Origin of the sequence: Chlamydia gallinacea 08-1274/3 (assembly GCF_000471025.2) — a bacterium.
In the GTDB taxonomy this organism is placed as follows: domain Bacteria; phylum Chlamydiota; class Chlamydiia; order Chlamydiales; family Chlamydiaceae; genus Chlamydia; species Chlamydia gallinacea.
In genome coordinates this window covers 29,099-47,113 of sequence record NZ_CP015840.1, presented here as the reverse complement: position 1 = coordinate 47,113, position 18,015 = coordinate 29,099, and the positions used below count along the sequence as shown (strand labels likewise).

The window sequence follows — 18,015 nt, the reverse complement described above, 5'->3', positions numbered from 1 at the left end:
ATTTTACTAGTTTCCTAGAAATGGAATACTCGACGAGATGCTTACCATTATGGGGAAGCAAATGCTTTGTAAAAGAGGATAATACACCACTGTAGCATACAAAAGAGTTAACAGCAAAGTATTTTATAGTTGCAATAGTTTGTCTTATACTTCACATTACAGGTGTTTTATTTATTCTTTGATTTTCTGGCGGACTTATGGATGTAGTGATGTTATCTAGGATACAGTTTGGGTTATTCATTGCCTTTCATTACTTGTTTGTGCCTTTGAGCATGGGTATAAGCATGATGCTCGTAGTTATGGAAGGCTTGTATCTCATTACGAAGAAGAATATCTATAAACAGATGACATGGTTTTGGACCAATATATTTGCGTTAACCTTTGTTGTGGGTGTAGTTACAGGAATCATGCAGATTTTTTCGTTTGGTTCTAACTGGTCAAGATTTTCAGAATACACCGGAAACATTTTTGGTACTTTACTAGGTAGTGAGGGGATTTTTGCATTTTTCTTAGAATCAGGATTTTTAGGGGTTTTATTATTTGGGCGTTACAAAGTGTCGAAAAATATGCATTTCTTTGCTACGTGCATGGTAGCTTTGGGTGCTCATATGAGTGCTTTTTGGATTGTTTGTGCGAATTCTTGGATGCAAACACCTTCAGGTTATTCCCTAGCTATGCATAATGGTCGGATGGTTCCTATGTTATCTTCATTTTGGGAAGTAGTTTTTTCTCCTTCAAGCATGTCCCGATTTGTCCATGTGGTACTAGGAACATGGTTATCGGGAATTTTTCTTGTTATTAGTGTAAGTGCTTTTTATTTACTTAAGCAGCGTTATGAGGCTTTTGCTCGTCAGGGAATGAAGTTAGGAGCCATTCTAGGAATGATAGTCTTGATTTTACAGCTATGGTCAGCAGATGTTTCTGCTCGTGGAGTTGCTAAACATCAACCTGCGAAATTAGCTGCTTTTGAAGGAGTGTTTAAAACGAAAGAATATACACCTATCTATTTATTTGGAATTGTTGATGTTAAGAATCAGAAGGTGCGAGGTCTACCCATTCCAGGAGCTTTATCGTTTTTAGTTCATAGAAATATAAAAACTCCTGTTGTCGGTTTGGATCAGGTTCCTCAAGACGAATGGCCAAATGTCCCTGTTGTTTTTCAGTTGTATCATCTTATGGTGATGCTTTGGGGGGTTATGGTGCTTCTCGCCTTAGTGGCTTGGTGTGTTTATAAAAAGCAACGTTGGGCACTAAAACCTTGGATTTTATGCCTACTATCTTTTTCTGTTTTCTGTCCTGAAATCTGTAATGAGATTGGGTGGTGTGCTGCTGAAATAGGAAGACAGCCCTGGATTGTGTATGGCTTATTAAAAACAAAAGATGCTGTTTCTCCTATAATCCAGAAAGGACAAGTTATTCAGTCTTTAGTTTTATTTAGTTTAGTGTTTATTTGCCTTTTGTCTCTATTTATTTTTCTTTTATGTAAAAAGGTACAGCGAGGACCTGATCAAAATGACCTTAATGAGGTGGAAATATCATGATGGAATTTTCTTTAGCTTCAATTTTACCTATTGCTTGGTACGCCATACTTATGGTTGCCGTATTTGCTTATTCTCTAGGAGATGGTTTTGATTTAGGGATGAGTACGATTTATTTTATTTCTCGAGATGATAAAGAGAGACGGAGTTTATTAAACTCCATAGGCCCGGTTTGGGATGGGAATGAAGTCTGGCTTATCATTATTTTTGGTGGTCTTTTCGCAGGTTTTCCATCAGCTTATGGGATGTTACTGTCTATGTTTTATATGCCCATATGGACTCTAGTTTTACTATATATTTTTCGGGGATGCGCCTTAGAATTTCGTAGTAAAACAGAATCTAAACAGTGGAAAGGGTTTTGGGATATTCTGTTTTGCGTTTCAGGATTACTGATTAGTTTTTTCTTAGGCATATTAGTAGGCAATTTACTTTTAGGGTTGCCCTTGTCTCCAACAACTCCTTATGCTTCTGTATCTTGGGTGCTTTTTTTTCGTCCTTATGCCTTATTATGTGGATTACTTGTTACTTGTGTATTTGCCATTCACGCAATTACTTTCGCATTAATGAAGATTTCAGGGGATTTACAACAGCGTTTGATTAAACGTTTTCCTTATTTTCTGTCCGCATTTCTTGTAGTCTACTTACTATTAATTAGTGCGTCTCTTTTAATGATTCCACAGACAAAAGGCAATGCTTTCTCCGTAGGGAACTTCCCTGGAATTCCTGCATACCCCTTATTGATTCTTTTCATGTCCATGATTTTATGTGGTTGTTTGGCTGTAAAGACTTGTATAGTAAAACAACGTTATAGACGCGCTTTTTGCTATTCTTCCTATAACTTGCTGCTTTTAATTTTATCCACGGTCATCGTGCTTTTCCCTAATCTTTTGTTCTCAACAGTAAGTTCGGAGTATAGTTATACTATTTATAATGCCGCAGCAAGTACGAAGACTTTACAAACATTACTCCTTATTGTGCTTATTGGATTACCATTAATCATTGGTTATACTATTTATGTTTATCGTGTGTTCCGGGGTAAGACGGATTTTCCTTCTGTGTATTAACACAAAACCTAGCAAGTCGTTACACGATCTTGCTAGGTTTTACTGTATTATCGGGCTTTTAGAATAAAGGGCTTCGTTCTTACTTCTATGTTAGTAAAATTTAGAAGCCTAGGAAATTTCTTTAATGCTGATGATATGATAAGCAGGAAAAGCAAAGTAGTTGTTAGGACGCGGAAGGCATTCTACGGATACACGTTTCCCTAGCCATTTTTCCAAGTCAATTTTGGTTGCGTAAACAAAGGCTACTACATTTTCTTTATCTTTGAGTAAGTAATCGCCGGGATTGTTTTTTACAACATGGGGATAAATATCTAACTCACCAACTAAAATTTGTTTTTTCTTTTGTTCTTCTTCATAGAAGGCTTCTAAAGTCAATTTTTTCGGATTACCTTGGGGTTGCATGTCTAACCAAACTTTATATAACGAATACTCAAGGTTTTCACGGCTTTGTACTTTAGGAGAAGTTTTGATTTTAGTTTGTTTACGGATATGTTGAGATAATAACGATTGAGTAGGAGTAGACGTTTCTACATGAGAAACTTCTAAACCTCTCAAAGAATGGATCCCCGAATCTTTGTTTTGATTTAGCAGAGACTTGGAGAGATAGGTATCTTGGATTTCCTCCAGTGCTTTTTGTATAAGAGGTTGTAGACCAGGAATGTTTTTGAACTCTTCTGATTGTACAAGATTAATTTTCTTATAAATGGATTCAAGATCAATAGCATCTAAAGTTTTTTGAAGCTCTTCTTTAGCAAATGCCTTGGCTGATTCTAGGAGATCTAAAGCGATTTTTTTCTGGCCTTCTCTATGTTTGTAGAGATCTAGTGGCCCTTTATTCGTAACGAAATTTTTAGCAATATAGAAGGAACACTGATTAGGGAGGATGATTTCCAACCATTTCCCTTGAGGTTGATTTGAAGTTGTTTGGATTTCTGTTCCTCGAGATAGGCGGGCTAGCACTGGAGAAGATGTTGAAGGCTCTAGACGAACATTCACTTGTTCTCCTTCAATAATGTTATCTAACACAAATGTGCGAAATATATAACCTTTAAGTCCCTCGGGAGCAGATACTATGTAGTAATCCTTACTTTCTCCAATAACAGCAACATAATCTCCTTTAGAAAGCTCCTTGATAATAGAACTATCTACATGAGGTGCTAGGCGTAGACGAACCCGCTCTCCTTTAATTTCTCCAGTGAATGGGGTAAATGCAGACGTTTCTACTGGTTGACCTGAGATTTTTGACGTACTCGCTGCATGTGCGGTAGATAAGTTATCTCCCGTAATGATGGCCAACAAAAGCATAGAAATCGTTAGAATTCGCATGCTTTACTCCTACAATGCGTTCACAAAATCAATACAAAAGCGAGACTTGAGCACCGTCCCTTGAAAAGAGAATTATATCGACTATAGTGAAAAAGTCAATTGTCTTACTAAGTTACCTTAAGTATAGAGAACAGCTTTGACATGCTCACAATTTAATTGTCCACATGTACATCCTATGGGTGTACCTAAATAGACACTGAATTGTTCATTAGGATCTAGGGGATTAGTTACAACATAGAGTTTGTTTCCACTTTGGCTGATATCCCATGTACGAAAAGATAAGTCTTGTTCAGAAACAGGAGCCTCTTCTTCTTCACCAATCACTCTACCAATTTGGCAGTGCATACAGTTGCAATGTGGCTCTGGCTTAGGTAGAAAAGAGGGATTGTTCCCTACAAGAGCGCGAATAGCGGTGACCATTTTTTCTAAGATATCCGTGGGAGCATCTGGATGATCTTTATGCTCTGGGTTATGTTGTAAGATCATTTCTATGGGATTTGCCCCAAATAATGGAGACATTAAGCTTTTGGGTGAAAATATGTGGATATCCGTGTCTTTAGATAGTTGTTGCAGTACATTGATTAATGCACCTAGCTTATCCTCTTCACGTCCACTTTCATCTCGATGTGCTTGTGAAGATTCAAGGTAGAGTAGGTGTTCCTGAAAAGCAATATCAATGATAGCTTGATCTAAGTTAGGGATGGAAACGACTTTCCCATCAATTAAGTGGAGTTTTAGAGTAGCTTGATCCTTAATTTCTCCCTCTTGTGATTCAATAAAAGCTATTTGATTCCAGCGTGCAGAGATGTAGGGGGGAATGCAGATGAGTTGATCGTTAATTTTCAATTTCATAGCGCCTCAGTAGTAACTTTTATTGTTCTTGATCGTCATTTTAGGGAAGTTATGTTTTTTTGACAATTAAATTAGCAGTTGGATCTATAGAATGCTAAATTTTGTCCCAATTTCTTTATCGTATTCAGAAGGAATAAGGATAGAGTTTTTTTTATTGAGAATTATATAAAAAGCTTGAGGAGCTTCTAATAAATTTTTATCGTTGGAATTCCTTAGGATTGTTACTTTATTGTATACGCACAATGCATAGAATTTGGTATTCGTAGATCTAGATTTAGTAGAAAATTCAATGGTCAACCTCTTTATTGCTTTAGGGAGTGAATGAAAAAAATGAACAAAACCATGGTCATTGATACAAGTGTATTCATTTATGATCCTGAAGCTTTATCTTCTTTTGAAGATACGCGTATCATTATTCCTTTTACTGTGATTGAGGAGTTAGAGGGATGTGCTAAGTTTCGTGATGAATCGGCTAAAAATGCTTCACGTGCTTTGAGTAATATTCGTTTGCTTTTAGAAAGAGAGGGAAATCATATTGACGGTATTATCTTGCCTAATGGCAGTGAATTGCGTATCGAGGTCTCTTCTATAACTAATTTATCGAATGAAGAAAAACGTCGAAAACTCCTGACTTTAGAATTATTACAAATTATTGCTCAGCGTGAACCGATGGTTTTTGTGACAAAAAGTCTAAGTCGGCGTGTGCGTGCAGAGGCTCTAGGCATAGAATCTAAGGATTATGAAAACAAAAGGTTTTCCTTCCGTTCATTGTATCGTGGATATAGGGAGCTTCGAGTATCTGTATCCGATATAGAAAGTTTTTATGCTCGGGGATATGTAGATATATGTCCGGAGACTCTCCCGTCACCTAATGAGTATTTTTTCCTGTCTAGTGAGGGGAACTATTTTGCTTTAGGTCGTTACTCAGAGAAAGAAAAACGCATAATTGCTTTGAAGGATCTTCCACAGAATATTTGGGGAATCCAACCATTAAATATGGAGCAAAAGTGTGCTTTGGATCTACTTTTGCGGGATGATATTAAGTTAGTGACTTTAATGGGTCAAGCAGGATCAGGGAAAACAGTTCTGGCATTAGCTGCAGCTATGTATCAGGTGTTTGACAAAGGAAACTACAATAAGTTATTAATTAGCCGTCCAATTGTTCCTATGGGGAAAGACATCGGTTTCCTCCCAGGCTTAAAAGAAGAGAAACTTTTACATTGGATGCAGCCCATTTATGATAACATGGAATTTCTCTTTAATATTTATGGTATGGGAGATTTTTCCGAAGCTCTCCACTCTTTAATGGAGGCAAAAAAGTTAGAGATGGAAGCTTTGACTTATATTCGTGGAAGATCCTTGCCCAAAGTATTTATGATTATTGATGAAGCTCAAAATTTGACTCCTCATGAGATTAAAACCATTATTTCTCGTGCAGGTAAGGGAACTAAAATTGTTTTGACAGGGGATCCCACGCAAATTGATAGTCTCTACTTTGATGAAAACTCTAATGGGCTTACCTATTTAGTAGGTAAGTTTCACCATCTTTCTTTATATGGCCATATGTTTATGACAAAGACAGAGCGTTCCGAGCTTGCAGCAGCGGCAGCAGCAATTTTATAGTGGGGACGATACACTCTTCTAGTTTATCAAATCTAAAATTTTTTCTTGTGGGGATTTTATTGGTTTGCTTCGGGGACATTTTAGTATATGTCGGCAATAAGCTAAGAAAAAGCATACAACTTTAACTACTAAGTGATAGATCATGAATAAACCTTTAATTCCCAAGAGCTCTAGCCAAGCCTGTCGTTTAATGGAAACAAGATCAGAATTGATTGTTATACAAGGATAAAAAGGACACCGTGTACCGACTCCGTGGATGCGGATTTCTAAACTTTCTTTTATTGCAGAAAGACCTAAAAAAGCTCGGATTCCCGTGCATGTACTGAATAGAGGAAAGTAACTTAGCGCTTTCTCAAAACATGACCGGTATAAAGGATTTTGGATAATAATTATTGATGTTCTCTCAAGAGAATTTACTGGATATCCCTTAGGAGTGTGATAGTGATTAAAACAAATCACTTGTCTAGAGATCATGCTCATATTGAGATGAAGTTTCCCCTAGATTGTAGAAATGCTCTTATAATAAAGAGAATTATAACAAATAACAATAAAAAATTTAAAACATGCAATGATAATTGGAGGTGGAGAGACTCGAACTCTCGTCCTTAGCAAACTCCCTGTTAATATCTACATGCTTAGTTCCTAGTCGTGTTACATTGACCTCCCTTAGCTAAGAACGTCTATAGGAGACAACGACTCTCAGAAATCTCGAATGAACTCCTTTGAGAATTAGAAGGAGCAAATTCCAACCAGATGGATGACGGCGCTTCTTAAGCCTCTGGTGGAGCCCAAGAGCGCCGGGTTATCTAAATTTAGATAACAACTTTTGCTAATTAAGCAGCTAATCTTTCTTCAGAGAGAGAAGAGAAGCTGATAATTTCGCATTCAGCCTTAGGTTCGGCATTTATTGTTTTGTCGGCTTTTTAGGAGGCCAGCCAACGCCCTCCGCATGCTATTAACACTTCATTTCCAAGTCGAAACCTATACACCCCCGAAACATTTACGTCTTTTTTCGGTTTTTTTGTCACCTTAGTATCTCTTTGTCATACATTTTGTCAATAGAATGAGATTTTTTGAATTCTAGGGAGGTGGACGAAAACCAGAAAACCCTTTATTTTAATGGAGATTTCAAATTTATACATACTTCATGGCTAAGGAAATGGATACGGAATATAAGGATGGATTGGTAGATAGAGAAGAACAAATACTAGAATTTTGGAACCGTAATCATATTTTCCAGAAGTCGTTACAACTGCGTTTGGGTAAGCCTATATACGCATTTTATGATGGGCCGCCGTTTGCTACAGGGCTTCCTCATTATGGACATTTGCTGGCTGGAACGATCAAAGATGCTGTTTGTCGTTTTGCGACTATGAATGGTTATTATGTTCCCCGAAGGTTTGGCTGGGACTGTCATGGTGTACCCGTAGAATATGAAGTAGAGAAGTCTTTGAATTTGACAACTCCGGGAGCTATTGAGAATTTTGGGATCGGTGCGTTTAATGAAGAATGTCGCAATATTGTTTTACGCTACGTTAAAGAATGGCAACATTATGTTAATCGTATAGGAAGATGGGTAGATTTTTCTGCGACATGGAAGACCATGGATGCTTCATTCATGGAAAGCGTTTGGTGGGTATTTTCTTCTTTATATAAGCAGGGACTTGTTTATGAGAGTGTAAAAGTCGTTCCCTTTTCTACAAAGCTGGGGACCCCACTATCTAATTTTGAAGCGGGACAAAATTATAAAGAAGTTAATGATCCTTCTATAATCGTGAAGTTTTCCTTAGTTGATGATCCCGCGTCTTTACTTGTATGGACAACAACTCCATGGACGTTGGTATCCAATATGGCTGTTGCAGTAGGACCAGAACTTATTTATGTACGTATTATTGATAAAAGTTCTGGAGAGCAGTGGATTTTAGGCCAGGAGTGTGTAGCACGTTGGTTTTCTGATTCTACATCCTACGAGATTCTAGAGAGTTTTCCTGGGACATCCCTTGTGGGTAAGAATTACTTACCTCCTTTTGATATTTTTACTCATAAACGTCAGGAAGGAGCTTTTCGCGTTATTCCCGGTCCTTTTGTCGAGGAAAATGAAGGGACGGGTGTTGTCCATATGGCACCTGCATTTGGAGAAGCAGATTTTTTTGTTTGTAAAGAACACCATATTCCTGTTGTTTGTCCTATAGATAATCATGGGTATTTCACTGGAGAGGTTCCTGAGTATCAAGGAAAGTATATTAAGGATTGTGACAAGGAGATTGTCAGAAAGTTAAAAGGACTTGGTAAAGTATTTTATCAAGGCACAATCATGCATAGGTATCCTTTTTGTTGGAGGACAGATACTCCATTAATTTATAAGACTGTAAACTCCTGGTTTATTGCTGTTGAAGAGATAAAAGATCGAATGTTGCAGGAGAACCAAAAGATCCATTGGGTCCCTGAGCATATTAAGGAAGGGCGTTTTGGTAAGTGGTTAGAAGGGGCTCGGGATTGGGCAATAAGTAGAAACCGTTATTGGGGGACACCGATTCCTATTTGGAAAAGTGCAGATGGAGAAATTCTAGTTGTGGGTTCTATTAAAGAACTCGAAGAACTTTCAGGAGAAAAGATTTCCGATTTGCATTGTCATTTTATTGATCAATTAAAAATTCAAAAGAATGGTAAGTCTTTCCAACGTGTTCCTTATGTTTTTGATTGTTGGTTTGATTCAGGAGCTATGCCTTACGCTCAAAACCACTATCCTTTTGAAAATCAACAACAAACGGAATCCAGTTTTCCTGCCGATTTTATTGCTGAAGGATTAGATCAAACGCGAGGTTGGTTTTACACGCTTACAGTCATTTCTACAGCGTTGTTTAACCAGCCGGCATTTAAGAATGCGATAGTCAATGGGATTATTTTAGCAGAAGACGGAAACAAAATGTCTAAGAGATTAAATAATTATCCCAGTCCTATGCATATTATGAATACCTACGGAGCTGATGCCTTAAGATTATATTTATTGCATAGTGTTGTTGTTAAAGCTGAAGATTTACGGTTTTCCGATAAAGGTGTTGAGTCCATTTTGAAGCAGATACTTCTTCCTTTAACCAACGTATTAACATTTTTTAAGACGTACACAGATTTATATGGTTTCGACAAGAGTCAGTTTGGGAAGGAGGGTTGTGCCTATACTGAGATTGATCGATGGATTCTATCGAATCTCAATACTGTTATTGGCAAGGTTCGTGATAGTATGGGTGCTTATAATTTGCATATGGCAGTTCATCCTTTTGTAGCATTTATTGATGATCTGACTAATTGGTATATTCGTCGCTCTCGGCGTCGCTTTTGGGAGTCTGAAGACACTTTAGATAGAAGAGCTGCATTTGCAACTCTTTATGAGGTTCTTTTAGTTTTTTCCAAGGTGATTGCTCCATTTATTCCATTTATATCGGAAGATATTTATCAGCAAATTCGACACACATCTTCTGAAGAGTCTGTACATTTATGTGATTTTCCACATAAGAATCTTGATAAGGTATTCCCTGAGTTAGAACAACGTATGAGTGATGTACGGGAAATTGTTGGTTTAGGCCATTCGTTGCGCAAAGAATACAAATTGAAAGTACGTCAACCTTTATCTAATTTTTATATTATTGGGCCTAAGGAGCGTTTAGATGTTTTAACTTCTTTTGAGCAGTTGATTGCTGAGGAACTTAATATAAAAAATATAGTCTTTTATAAAGAGACGCCTCACTTTATTAGAACAACAGTGAAGCCGAATTTCCGTTCTTTAGGGAAGAAGGTAGGGAGTAAAATTAACGAAGTGAAAAAGGCATTAGCTTCCCTATCTCAAGAAGCAATACAACGGTTTCTACAACAGCAATATGTGTCTCTTCTTTTGGGTGATACCCAGATGACACTCGAGCTCGATGATGTACTCATTTCTTGGGAAACAGAGCCTGGGTATGTGGCGCGTAGCTCTACACTATTTACAGTTGTTTTGGATTGTCAATTGACAGAAGATCTCATTACAGAGGCCCTTTCTAGGGAGATTGTAAATAAAATTAACACGATGCGTAGGAACCGCAAACTTCAGGTTTCTGACCGTATTTCCTTGCAGATGAAAACGTCATCAGAAGTACAAGCAGCATTCATGAAATATAAAGAGTATATTTGCGAGGAAACATTGACCCAGCAATACCAGTTTGCAGATCTCTTAGAAGGAGAGGAATGGGATATTAATGGGTACCCAACGACTATTGCTTTTAACGTAGTATCCAGTCCATGTAAATGAAAAAAAGCCTCTTGTAAATGGAGGCTCTTTTCTAATTTATTATTTTTGATTTTTGGGGAATAAGCGACGGCGCTTTTTAAAGTAAGAATGGCTTGCAACATATAGAAGAGCTGCTAAAGCAAGGCCATTGACTGTATAGCCAGGCAATGTCGTGGGAGACGAGACATTTTTTAAGTGTTGGAAATGTCCTAAGGGCCAGAAAATCCATAAAGGTGTTCCGAGCAAATTTTCTACGGGGACAAAGCCAAATTCTCGACTGTCTGCACTCATGGAGTAATTATCTCCTAAGACTAATATGTGTCTTTCTGGAACGTGTATTCCGAAGTTACGAATAAATGTAGCAAATTCTTCAGGATTGTTAGGGGGGGGGCCGCGATCGATAAATCCTATATAAGGTTGACTTTCGGAAGAAGCTTCTTGTTTTGCTTTTTCTAGCTCCACAAATTTTTGTAATGCCGGGTCACTTTGAATGAAAATGGGTGAGTCCATGATATAGAGGTTGCCGTGATTATAGAAGGCATAACGGTTAGGTAGTGGACTGTGTTTAGGATTTGTAGGGATATAAAACGAATTAAAATTCATTCCACAATTAAATAAATCAATAACTTGATTATCATTTAATTGCATAAGCGGATGAGTGGGTTTAAGTTTGTAACGAATTCCACCAAACCCAATTTTGTAAGCTTCTCCTTTAAAGTATTCATAACAGCCGTTTTCAACCCCTGGGAAGGGTAAGGCAAAAATGCGTGATGCTGGGTCGAGCTTTAACACATTGGGTTGATACTTATAAGCAACACCCTCAGAAATGATAAAACGTGATGTATTGAGGTTATTCCTAATTAAATGAATGTGTTCCTGTCTTAGAGGAAGGAGAGTTGTCATAGGACGTAGGGTAGGGAATAACTGTTGATTATAACTATGAATTTGTGGTGGGGGATAGGAAGTATTTGGAGTATGGTTGATTTCTAGGTAGGCTATGGCGGGGGAAGTTGGTGTTATATGGGATAGGCTGGCTTGTTTATGAGTAAGAATACGTACCATAGCGTAATTTCCCATACCAAAAAGATCTGCATAGCTTACTGGCTTTTGATGTGGGTATTTTAAAGCATTTGGTGTATCGTTATTCCACGTATTCTGGTTGAAAAATTGCCCATAAGATTCTTCGCGAGGGAAGACGAGTTTCCCACAAGGTTGATTCATTTGTTTGAAGCATATTGTTGTTTTTTCTCCTTTTGTCATTTCTGTAGAGCCATCAAAGGAGATGTAGGGAACGTGGTAAAGCTGATCTAAACCATGCTCTGTAGGAAATGTAATAGGATCTCCCTTATGATCTAAACCATAAATTTTCCCCCCGTAAAAGTATACAATATCACCGGGTTTTCCCATACAGCGCTTGATATAGCGTTTTTTTCCTGTAAAAAACCAAAAATATTGTGTGTTAGGGTTAGGAATGGGAAGATCACCTACGGTAAAGACGACTAGGCCACCACGAGTCACAGCTTCAGGACGGAATCCCCAAGGTTGTTTAATAAAAGGAAAATGAAGGCCAAACGTAGTTTTAGAAACAATCAGGCGGTCTTGTTCTAAAATTGTGGGCCGCATGGATCCGGTAGGAACTTCATAAAGTTCAAACCAAAATTGACGAATACAGAAAGCTAGAATAGCTGCGAAGAAAATAGCTTTTGTAAATTCCCAAATTTTTTTTACCAGAGAAGATGGGTATGTTTTTTGGAATTGCTGAGCTCTTTTAGCTAGTTGGCTGGCCAATTCCCTGTCTTTTTGGAAAATAGCTTCTTCTAATTGTTCTAAAAGGATTTTCCCTTCTTTTTGAGCATTGGGGTGACAGGCAACTTTTTTGCTTTTAAGCAGCTTATATGTAGAATGAAGTATTTGGCGACTTTTATTTAGAGAATACTGTTGTTTCATAAAAAATGCCCGTAGCAATCCTGAATTACTGAATGGTATTGTACTGACGCTAGTCTCTATAATGCATAGAGAAGTACTTAAGGCTTGAGGGAAGTTCTTTTATTGAAATCCATGATTTTTAAAGAAACATACGAGCCTTGTCATCTTTATTGCTAAACAATCATGTTTAGGTATTGAAGGCTATTTTACTGTATTAGATTTTTCAATCAAAAATATTTTCTAGGTAAGGAGCAAGATTTTTCTTTTTTTATTGAAGAAATCATTGCCACTTTACATTTAGAATGTAGAGTTATTTTATAGTTGGTAAAGAGTATGTTAGAGGGGAGGTGGCGTCGTGTCCCACATCGATTGCTCGGACGATTACTTCTCCCTTGGGGGTATCTATACTTATCCAAATAGGAAAGACAGAGATGTCGGGCACGGTGAAATACATCAGGATACTTCTGCCTGATAATGCAGAAGTGTCTGGAGGCCAGAACGTATGTTTGGCTTGTGTAGGTATTTTCACAGAGGGCATGCCATTCAAGGATACTTTAGGAGACCAGGGAGTCTGGTCTTTCCCTTGAGTTTTGATTAAATGTGTGGGAGCATTTCTTAAAGAAAGATGTAATAAGGTAGAAAGAAAAGGATTTAAGTCATTTTGGTTTGAGGGAATCCAGGAGTGGGTTTTGCTGTTAAAACTGAACACCCGAGTGTCTTGATAGGATAAGTAAATCAAAGAGATCTTTTTATGTGCTTTTAATGTATGAATCAGGGTTTTCCATGGAGTATCTTTAACTAAAGTACGCTCAGAAGGAGATAAGTGGGGGAACTCGGTTATTTCTAGCCATACAGCATCGGGAGAAATAGATTTTACAAGTAAAAATATTTTTTGACTTCCTTTGCTGAGAACTGCATAGTCGCCTGGGTGTGCAAGAAAAATATTTTTTTTAAATGAAGATATTTCCTGAGCTTTCAGTCCAAAGGGAAGGGACAAAAACATGATTAGAAAAAGTTGAAATAGCATAGGGAGTGGGTGCATTTTTTCTTGCCTTTTCATAGGGTATTTCGGTACACTTTTTCTGAGTTTCTTAGTAAGGTTTCTCGTATACTAAGATGGTGATTTTGGAGTTGTCAATATGAAAAAGAACACTCATCCTGAATATAGACAGGTTTTATTTGTAGATTCTTCTACTGGATATAAATTTGTCTGCGGATCTACGTATCAAACTGACAAAACAGAAGTTTTTGAAGGAAAAGAGTATCCCGTTTGTTACGTCAGCGTTTCTTCAGCCTCACATCCCTTCTTTACAGGAAGCAAGAAATTTGTAGATGCTGAGGGGCGTGTTGATAAATTTTTAAAACGCTATAGCAATATTAAAGCTCCATCTCCCGTTGAAGAGACCGCTGCCCCTGCTAAAGGGAAAAAGAAGGGTTCCACAAAGAAAAAGAAGTAAGTTTCTTTAATATTTCTTATAAGTCACGTGTTTTTGGCTGTTTACAAGTCTTTTCTTATCTTTCTAGGAAGTCTCTGCACATATTGACGAGATGTAATTAGCAAATGTATAAAGACTTCTAGCAATGTTAACTCGTAACGGCTTGAGGTAGTTGGGCAAAGAGGTCTCTTTGAGTTGTCTTTGTGCGTTGAGGTAGTTTTATCGGCGAGTTATCCTTGAATAGAGGTAGTTTTTAGGTTTAGGCTGATGCAGCTTTCTGGTTTTTCTATTATTTATCTGGAAGTATTGCAGGGATGCTTGATTAGGAAAGAGGCCCATGGAAAAAAAGATTCTAGAGTATTTAAAACGCCTAGAAGAAATTGAAGTTAAGATTTCTGATCCACAGATTTTTGAAAATCCTAAAGAGTATAGTAGTTTAAGTAAGGAACATGCACGTCTTTCTGAACTTAAAAATGTATACGATCGTTTATTGAGTACTGAGAAGATTTTGAGGGATGATAAGCAGGCTTTAGCTCAAGAGAAGGATCCCGAAATGATAGCTATGTTAGAAGAGGGGATACAACTTGAGAAGGATGAGATAGAGAAATTAACTAAAATTTTAGAGAATTTATTAGTGCCGCCGGATCCTGAGGATGACTTAAACGTAATTATGGAATTGCGTGCAGGGACTGGAGGGGATGAGGCAGCTCTTTTTGTAGGAGACTGTGTACGTATGTATCATCTGTATTCAGATTCTAAGGGGTGGAAATATGAGGTTCTTTCTGCTTCAGAATCGGATATTGGTGGATACAAAGAATATGTCATGGGAATTTCAGGGACAGGCGTGAAGCGTTTGCTTCAGTATGAAGCAGGAACGCATCGAGTCCAAAGGGTGCCGGAAACAGAAACTCAAGGACGTGTCCATACTTCGGCAATTACTATTGCTGTATTGCCCGAACCTTCTGAGGAAGAAGAGGAAGTATTTATTAATGAAAAAGATTTGAAAATAGATACCTTTCGTGCTTCTGGGGCAGGAGGGCAGCATGTCAATGTTACTGATTCTGCGGTCAGGATTACTCACTTACCCACAGGAGTCGTGGTTACTTGTCAGGATGAACGTAGTCAGCATAAGAATAAAGCCAAGGCCATGCGTATCCTAAAAGCTCGCATACGGGATGCTGAGATGCAGAGACGGCATCAAGAGGCGACGGCGATGCGTTCTGCTCAAGTAGGAAGTGGGGATCGCTCAGAAAGGATCCGTACGTATAATTTTTCACAAAATCGTGTGACGGATCATCGTATTGGGCTCACCCTATATAGTTTGGATAAAGTTATGGATGGCGATTTGGATGTGATTACATCAGCTCTAGTGAGCCATGCTTATCATCAATTATTACAAAGCAGTGATGAAGAAAATTCTTAAGCAAGCTGCTGATTATCTTGCTTACCATGGTATAGCTTTTCCTAATAGAGAAGCTGAAGATGTTTTAATGGATCTTGTTGGCGTAACATCTAGGACATGTTTATCCACGATGTCTTTGGATGAAGCACAATTATTAGATTATTGGCAACGAATCCATAAGCGATCCCAACGCATGCCTGCGGCCTATATTCATGGCCATATATCTTTTTTGGGTATGCCCCTATTCGTAGATCCTCGGGTGTTGATTCCTAGAGCAGAAACAGAACTTTTGGCGGAAAAGGTTATCCATTATCTAAGAGCACACCCGGAAATTAAGAGATTGTATGATGTGTGTTGCGGTAGTGGATGCCTAGGTTTAGCTGTGAAAAAATATTGTCCTTCTGTTGATGTGGTGCTTTCTGATATTTGTCCCAAAGCAGTAGAGATTTCGCGATTGAATGCTGAGTATAATCATTTAAATGTTGAAATTTTGCTTGGAGATCTTTTTTCTCCTTATACCCATAGGGCAGATGCCTTTGTTTGTAATCCGCCATATCTTTCGTTTAAGGAAATTTTATCCACTGATCCTGAAGTACGTTGTTATGAGCCTTGGAAAGCTTTGGTTGGAGGGAATTCTGGAACGGAATTTTATGAACGTATAGCCAGAGATATTCATAAAATTTTAGCTCCTAGAGGCGTTGCCTGGCTGGAAATCGGTTATCAACAGGGATGTCAAGTAACAAAAATTTTTGAAAAATATAAAATTTCTGGTTGTTTATATCAAGACCTCTCAGGGTGGGATAGGATTTTTTTCTTGAAAATCATGTAACAGATTCTGTATCCTCATGGGATGATTCTTGCATTTTTGCTGAGTAGATGATCAGTTCTTTATCGCAAAAACTATCTTCAATTTTTTCTTCATTAATTTCTTCTCGAAGGATTACTGAAGGCAACATCTCCGAAGCAATCCGGGAGGTGCGCTTAGCTTTGCTAGACGCTGACGTTAATTATCACGTTGTTAAAGATTTTATTGCTAAGGTCAAGCAAAGAATCTTGGGAGAGGAAGTGTGGAAGCATGTTTCTCCCGGTCAGCAGTTTGTAAAATATTTGCATGAAGAGTTGGTGGGGCTGCTTGATGGAAAAACGGAGTTGACTATTTCGGGAAATCCTAGCGTGATTTTGCTCTGTGGATTGCAAGGAACTGGTAAAACGACTACGTGTGCAAAACTGGCTTCTTATGTAATTCGCGAACGTAAGGCAAAGAAAGTGCTTGTTGTCCCTTGTGATTTGAAGCGCCTTGCAGCTGTAGATCAGTTAAGAAATTTGATTTCTGCGACTTCTGCTGAATTTTATACTAGTAGTAGTCAAAATCCTGTTGAGGTGGCTTTACAAGCTGTTGATTATGCACGGTCTTCTGGTCATGACCTAGTTTTGATTGATACAGCAGGTCGTTTGCATGTGGACGATGATTTAATGCAGGAGCTTGTCTCTATACATAAAGTTGCGTTCTCGTGTGAGCGGTTATTTGTCATGAATCTTGCCATGGGACAGGATGCTGTTGCGACGGCTAAGGCTTTTGATCAGTATCTTGATCTCACGGGAGTGATTGTTACGATGACAGATGGAGATGCTCGTGCGGGAGCTGTTTTGTCTATGAAAAATCTTCTTGGTAAACCTATAAAGTTTGAGGGGTGCGGAGAAAAGATAGAAGATCTTCGTCTATTTAATGCGGAATCGATGGCCGATCGTATTTTGGGTATGGGAGATACTGTGCATTTTGTTCAAAAAATGCGTGAGTGTATCTCAGAGAAAGAAGATCAGGAATTTGGGAAAAAACTAGTAGAAGCTACGTTTACTTATGAAGATTATTATAAGCAAATGAAAGCTTTTCGTCGTATGGGGCCTCTTCGTAAGCTTATGGGTATGATGCCAAGTTTTGGCGGTGTAAGACCAAGTGATAAGGAGATAGAAGACTCTGAAAAGCATATGAAAAGAACTGAGGCGATGATTCTTTCCATGACCCCTCAAGAAAGAAAAGAGGAAGTGGAGCTTGATATGAGTCGAATGAAAAGAATTGCTTCGGGATGTGGGTTGACATTAGGAGATGTAAATCAGTTTCGTAAGCATATGGCGAAATCAAAAAAGTTTTTTAAAAATATGAGTAAGGAAAAATTGGAACAAATGAGAAAAAAAATGTCAGGAGGAAATCTGTGGCGTTAAAAATTCGTTTACGACAACAAGGGCGAAGAAATCATGTTGTTTATAGATTAGTGCTTGCTGATGCTGAGTTTCCTCGCGATGGTAAGTATATAGAGCTATTAGGTTGGTATGACCCTCATAGCGATGTGAACTATCAACTGAAAAGCGAACGGATTTTTTATTGGTTGAATCATGGTGCTGAGCTCACAGAAAAGGCCGCCGCCTTAGTAAGGCAGGGAGCTCCTGGGGTCTATAGTGAGTTAGTTGCTAAAAAGATGGCTCGTCGAGCAGCTGTATGTCAAAAACGTCGTGCTTACCGTCGTCGCCGCTCGTTAAAAAGAGCTGAATCTGCTCAAGCTGCTGCAAAGTAATTTTTAAGGTAAGG

At 38.2% G+C, this 18,015-nt stretch carries 13 protein-coding genes, 1 other RNA gene and 1 pseudogene; 9 read left to right on the top strand and 6 right to left on the bottom strand.

What is annotated here, in order from left to right; translation table 11 throughout:
• Nucleotides 1–197: 197 nt before the first annotated feature.
• Nucleotides 198–1,541 carry a cytochrome ubiquinol oxidase subunit I gene (locus tag M787_RS00220; RefSeq protein WP_021828460.1) on the top strand — a complete coding sequence of 448 codons (1,344 nt, stop codon included), beginning with the start codon at nt 198–200 and terminating at the stop codon, nt 1,539–1,541.
• Complete coding sequence (gene cydB / locus M787_RS00215) at nt 1,541–2,602, top strand: cytochrome d ubiquinol oxidase subunit II (RefSeq protein WP_021828459.1); 1,062 nt, start codon at nt 1,541–1,543, stop codon at nt 2,600–2,602. The genes M787_RS00220 and cydB overlap by 1 nt, the downstream gene beginning before the upstream one ends.
• Before the next feature lie 108 nt (nt 2,603–2,710).
• Here cydB and M787_RS00210 read toward each other — a convergent pair whose 3' ends face one another.
• On the bottom strand, nt 2,711–3,928 hold the full coding sequence (locus tag M787_RS00210; RefSeq protein ID WP_021828458.1) for an SH3 domain-containing protein: 1,218 nt from the start codon (nt 3,926–3,928) through the stop codon (nt 2,711–2,713).
• A 117-nt stretch (nt 3,929–4,045) separates the two neighbouring features.
• Nucleotides 4,046–4,780 (bottom strand): hypothetical protein, encoded by a 735-nt coding sequence (locus M787_RS00205; protein ID WP_021828457.1) that lies wholly within the window; start codon nt 4,778–4,780, stop codon nt 4,046–4,048.
• A gap of 330 nt (nt 4,781–5,110) precedes the next feature.
• Here M787_RS00205 and M787_RS00195 point away from each other — a divergent pair, with 330 nt between their 5' ends.
• Nucleotides 5,111–6,403 (top strand): PhoH family protein, encoded by a 1,293-nt coding sequence (locus M787_RS00195; protein WP_021828456.1) that lies wholly within the window; start codon nt 5,111–5,113, stop codon nt 6,401–6,403.
• An 18-nt stretch (nt 6,404–6,421) separates the two neighbouring features.
• On the opposite strand, the gene M787_RS00190 is transcribed toward M787_RS00195, so the two are convergent.
• Together M787_RS00190 and ssrA are read right to left on the bottom strand one after the other, a co-directional pair.
• Complete coding sequence (locus M787_RS00190) at nt 6,422–6,883, bottom strand: hypothetical protein (protein WP_021828455.1); 462 nt, start codon at nt 6,881–6,883, stop codon at nt 6,422–6,424.
• 93 nt (nt 6,884–6,976) lie between these two features.
• Nucleotides 6,977–7,396: a transfer-messenger RNA gene (ssrA, locus tag M787_RS00185) on the bottom strand.
• Nucleotides 7,397–7,562: 166 nt separating this feature from the next.
• On the opposite strand from ssrA, the gene ileS reads away from it, so the two are divergent.
• Entirely contained in the window at nt 7,563–10,688 is a 3,126-nt protein-coding gene (gene ileS / locus M787_RS00180) for an isoleucine--tRNA ligase (protein WP_021828454.1), read from the top strand.
• Between the two features lie 39 nt (nt 10,689–10,727).
• Here ileS and lepB read toward each other — a convergent pair whose 3' ends face one another.
• Together lepB and M787_RS00170 are read right to left on the bottom strand one after the other, a co-directional pair.
• Nucleotides 10,728–12,614, bottom strand: a complete 1,887-nt coding sequence (gene lepB, locus M787_RS00175) for a signal peptidase I (RefSeq protein ID WP_021828453.1) — start codon at nt 12,612–12,614, stop codon at nt 10,728–10,730.
• 289 nt (nt 12,615–12,903) lie between these two features.
• Nucleotides 12,904–13,653, bottom strand: coding sequence for a hypothetical protein (locus tag M787_RS00170; protein ID WP_040429788.1), 750 nt, complete (start codon nt 13,651–13,653; stop codon nt 12,904–12,906).
• 79 nt (nt 13,654–13,732) lie between these two features.
• Between M787_RS00170 and M787_RS00165 the strand changes: the two genes are divergently transcribed.
• From M787_RS00165 to M787_RS00145, 5 genes and pseudogenes are all read left to right on the top strand, one after another.
• Nucleotides 13,733–14,050, top strand: coding sequence for a type B 50S ribosomal protein L31 (locus M787_RS00165; RefSeq protein WP_021828451.1), 318 nt, complete (start codon nt 13,733–13,735; stop codon nt 14,048–14,050).
• Between the two features lie 316 nt (nt 14,051–14,366).
• Nucleotides 14,367–15,452: a peptide chain release factor 1 gene (prfA, locus tag M787_RS00160; RefSeq protein WP_021828450.1), complete on the top strand. Its 1,086-nt coding sequence runs from the start codon at nt 14,367–14,369 to the stop codon at nt 15,450–15,452.
• Nucleotides 15,436–16,307 (top strand): annotated as a pseudogene (prmC, locus tag M787_RS00155) (peptide chain release factor N(5)-glutamine methyltransferase). The gene prfA and the pseudogene prmC overlap by 17 nt, the downstream one beginning before the upstream one ends.
• The gene (gene ffh / locus M787_RS00150) at nt 16,308–17,651 is read left to right on the top strand and encodes a signal recognition particle protein (protein WP_021828448.1); all 1,344 of its coding nucleotides are present in this window, start codon (nt 16,308–16,310) and stop codon (nt 17,649–17,651) included. It abuts the pseudogene before it with no gap.
• Complete coding sequence (locus M787_RS00145; RefSeq protein ID WP_021828447.1) at nt 17,642–18,001, top strand: 30S ribosomal protein S16; 360 nt, start codon at nt 17,642–17,644, stop codon at nt 17,999–18,001. Before ffh ends, M787_RS00145 begins: the two co-directional genes overlap by 10 nt.
• Nucleotides 18,002–18,015 lie beyond the last annotated feature (14 nt).

What these genes read in the sequence shown, in the direction of transcription:
- M787_RS00170 (WP_040429788.1), bottom strand. Translation starts at nt 13,653, where the DNA reads ATGAAAAGGCAAGAAAAAATGCACCCACTCCCTATGCTATTTCAACTT.
- M787_RS00165 (WP_021828451.1), top strand. Translation starts at nt 13,733, where the DNA reads ATGAAAAAGAACACTCATCCTGAATATAGACAGGTTTTATTTGTAGAT.
- prfA (WP_021828450.1), top strand. Translation starts at nt 14,367, where the DNA reads ATGGAAAAAAAGATTCTAGAGTATTTAAAACGCCTAGAAGAAATTGAA.
- M787_RS00210 (WP_021828458.1), bottom strand. Translation starts at nt 3,928, where the DNA reads ATGCGAATTCTAACGATTTCTATGCTTTTGTTGGCCATCATTACGGGA.
- M787_RS00190 (WP_021828455.1), bottom strand. Translation starts at nt 6,883, where the DNA reads ATGAGCATGATCTCTAGACAAGTGATTTGTTTTAATCACTATCACACT.
- ileS (WP_021828454.1), top strand. Translation starts at nt 7,563, where the DNA reads ATGGATACGGAATATAAGGATGGATTGGTAGATAGAGAAGAACAAATA.
- cydB (WP_021828459.1), top strand. Translation starts at nt 1,541, where the DNA reads ATGGAATTTTCTTTAGCTTCAATTTTACCTATTGCTTGGTACGCCATA.
- M787_RS00220 (WP_021828460.1), top strand. Translation starts at nt 198, where the DNA reads ATGGATGTAGTGATGTTATCTAGGATACAGTTTGGGTTATTCATTGCC.
- ffh (WP_021828448.1), top strand. Translation starts at nt 16,308, where the DNA reads ATGATCAGTTCTTTATCGCAAAAACTATCTTCAATTTTTTCTTCATTA.
- M787_RS00195 (WP_021828456.1), top strand. Translation starts at nt 5,111, where the DNA reads ATGAACAAAACCATGGTCATTGATACAAGTGTATTCATTTATGATCCT.
- lepB (WP_021828453.1), bottom strand. Translation starts at nt 12,614, where the DNA reads ATGAAACAACAGTATTCTCTAAATAAAAGTCGCCAAATACTTCATTCT.
- M787_RS00205 (WP_021828457.1), bottom strand. Translation starts at nt 4,780, where the DNA reads ATGAAATTGAAAATTAACGATCAACTCATCTGCATTCCCCCCTACATC.